The 2,515-nt window shown below is 63.5% G+C and carries 2 protein-coding genes and 1 pseudogene; 2 read left to right on the plus strand and 1 reads right to left on the minus strand.

Annotated features, from left to right (window positions below; all coding sequences use genetic code 11):
- Positions 1-621: 621 nt before the first annotated feature.
- Together MJD61_01800 and MJD61_01805 are read left to right on the plus strand one after the other, a co-directional pair.
- The gene (locus MJD61_01800) at positions 622-852 is read left to right on the plus strand and encodes an addiction module protein (GenBank protein MCG8554012.1); all 231 of its coding nucleotides are present in this window, start codon (positions 622-624) and stop codon (positions 850-852) included.
- Entirely contained in the window at positions 852-1,196 is a 345-nt protein-coding gene (locus MJD61_01805) for a hypothetical protein (GenBank protein MCG8554013.1), read from the plus strand. Before MJD61_01800 ends, MJD61_01805 begins: the two co-directional genes overlap by 1 nt.
- Positions 1,197-1,269: 73 nt before the next feature.
- Here MJD61_01805 and MJD61_01810 read toward each other — a convergent pair.
- Positions 1,270-2,331 (minus strand): annotated as a pseudogene (locus MJD61_01810) (IS630 family transposase).
- Positions 2,332-2,515 lie beyond the last annotated feature (184 nt).

Raw genomic sequence — 2,515 nt, forward strand, 5'->3', positions numbered from 1 at the left:
CATAACGTCGTAGCTGTGGCGATTCCGTTCGGCAGCTGGGCTATGGTGCGCCTGCACGCTGCACGCTGTGCACCGGGCTAGCGAGCGGGTTCAACCATACACCGCACGCAGCCGAGCGAACGGTCTCTCGGTCCAGCACCCCATGCCGGGCGCGCTCCAACCGTGCGCTAACAGAGCCGTACGCTCCGCACCCCGGGGCCGCCATACGTTTTGAGCTGCTGCCCGCATCCAGTGTTCGTCGGTCGCCGGCTGACCCGGTTCCGTGGCCGGCTCCCAGCTCCGCAAACCGTGGCCTCCCGCGTCACCATTTCACTCCGGTGCGGATCGATCCATTGCGGTGGTCGAACACAGCGCGACGCCGGCTGCCGGCAGGGGCGCGGTCGTTCGTTGTCCGGCGTCCAGTAGCTGCGCGGTCCAAGACCGTTCGACCGACGGCGTGATTCCGCGTGGCGCCGCAATCCCGGGGTACCCGCCGCCGACGCTTCCGACGCCGGACGCGCCGGGCCCGTTGGCTTTGATGAACGCCTGACGGCAGGCGACGTGCCGGCCGTGCCGTCGGGCACTTGAGTCACGAGCCTACGTGCACTGGCCTCCCTCCCCTGCTCGGCATAGACTTAAGGCATGAGCGCCAAGGCCCGAGAGCTCGCCCGGCAAGTCGCCCTGCTTTCCCCAGAGGAAAAGGCCATCGTCGCTGCGGAAATCGACGACGAGGAGGCCGTTAGCGCAGACGAAGTCGAGGAGACCTGGACCGAGGAGATCGTCCGACGCGTTGAGCTGCTGCACAGCGGTCAGGCCGAGACCGTCGACGGCGAAGAAGAGCTCCAGCGTCTGATCGACAAACACTCGCGCTGATGCCTACCCCGACGCTGCGCTTGTTTCGACTCGCCTGCCGCGAGCTCGACCAGATCGCCACCCACTACAACCGAAAGCAGCCGGGCCTTGGGATGCGCTTTCTGGTCTGCTTCCGGCAAACCATGCGCTACGCGCTTGACCACCCCGAGATCGGACAGCGAGTCGAGCACAAGCGCATTGTCGAATTGGGACTTCACGTGCGGCGCATGCTCGTCAACGACTTCCCCTACGAGGCGGTCACCGCCGTCTTCGAGGACGAGCTCTTCGTCCTTGCTGTGGCCCACCAGGCTCGGCGGCCCCATTACTGGATCCGCCGCCTCGCCAAGATCGAGCCCGGCCGCTAAAGCCACGCCCCCTTTCGCTGCCCGCCGGCTTCGGGCTAGAGAGGGGACCGTGGACCTGGACCGTTCGCTGCCCGAAGCGCTTGACCGATTCGAGGATTTGGTCGGCGGTTTTGACCCAGCGGAACGGCTTGCCTTCGGTATTGTGGGCGCCGACGTATTCGTAGATGGCGTCTCGGAGCTGGGGAATACTCGTGTGCGAGCCGCGCTTGAGGGCTTGCTCCGTCAGTAGACCGAAGAAGCGCTCGACCAAGTTCAACCAGGCAGAGTAGGTGGGGGTGAAGTGCAGCACGAACCGGGGATGCCTCACGAGCCACCTTTGGACCTCGGTAGCTTTGTGAGCCGAGAGGTTGTCGAGAATGACATGGACCTGGAGGTCGGCGGCAACCTCGAGGTCGATCACACGCAAGAAATCGACGAAGTCCTTGGCTCGATGCTGCTTTTTGGTCTTCGCGATGACCTTCCCGGTCGCGACGTTCAGTGCCGCGAACAGGTCAACAGTTCCATGGCGGACGTAGTTGTGCGTCTGCCGCTCGGGCCGGCCCAAGTCCATGGGCAGGATCGGCTGGGCTCGCTCAAGAGCCTGGATTTGCGGCTTTTCGTCGAACGAAAACACTACCGCATGCTCGGGCGGGTTGAGGTAGAGGCCGACGATGTCTCGGACCTTCTCGACGAAGAGAGGGTCATCCGAGATCTTGAACGTCTTCACGACGTGCGGCTGCAGCCCAAATGCGCGCCAAATTCGGCCGACCGTGGCATGGCTCACGCCGGCTTTGTCGGCCATCTTCCGCGTACTCCAGTGAGTTCGGCCCTTCGGCTTCGACTCCAGCGTCTTGACGACGATGCTCTCAACCTCCTCGTCAGAGATTCGGCGCGGCGCTCCGGGCCGTGGCTCGTCGTGTAGCCCCGCAACGCGACGTTCCAGAAAACGCTTCCTCCCTCGCCGAACCGTGACGTCGCCGCACCGGTACTTCGCGGCAACCGCCACGTTCGTGAGCCCTGAGGCTGAGGCTAGGATGACATTGGCGCGCAACGCGATCGTCGGATTCGCTCGGGACCTGCGAGAAAGCCGTTCGAGTTCGGCGCGCTCGTCTTCCGCAAGCTCCAGAGCTGCTTTCGGTCGTCCTGTTCTGGCCATCACCAGGTTAGATCATAGTTCCGATCTCGCTGGAAGTGACTTGCGATCACTTTTTCGTTTCCAGGGGACTAGTGTCCTGTATCCGAAATCCCGCACATAATTCGCCGGCCCTTGACACCGCTCACGCCATCGATCGCCGTTTGGCTATCTCCTTGAAATAGCGCTGCTATTCCTGCGTCGATTC

The sequence above is a fragment of the Pseudomonadota bacterium genome (assembly GCA_022361155.1).
In the GTDB taxonomy this organism is placed as follows: domain Bacteria; phylum Myxococcota_A; class Polyangia; order Polyangiales; family JAKSBK01; genus JAKSBK01.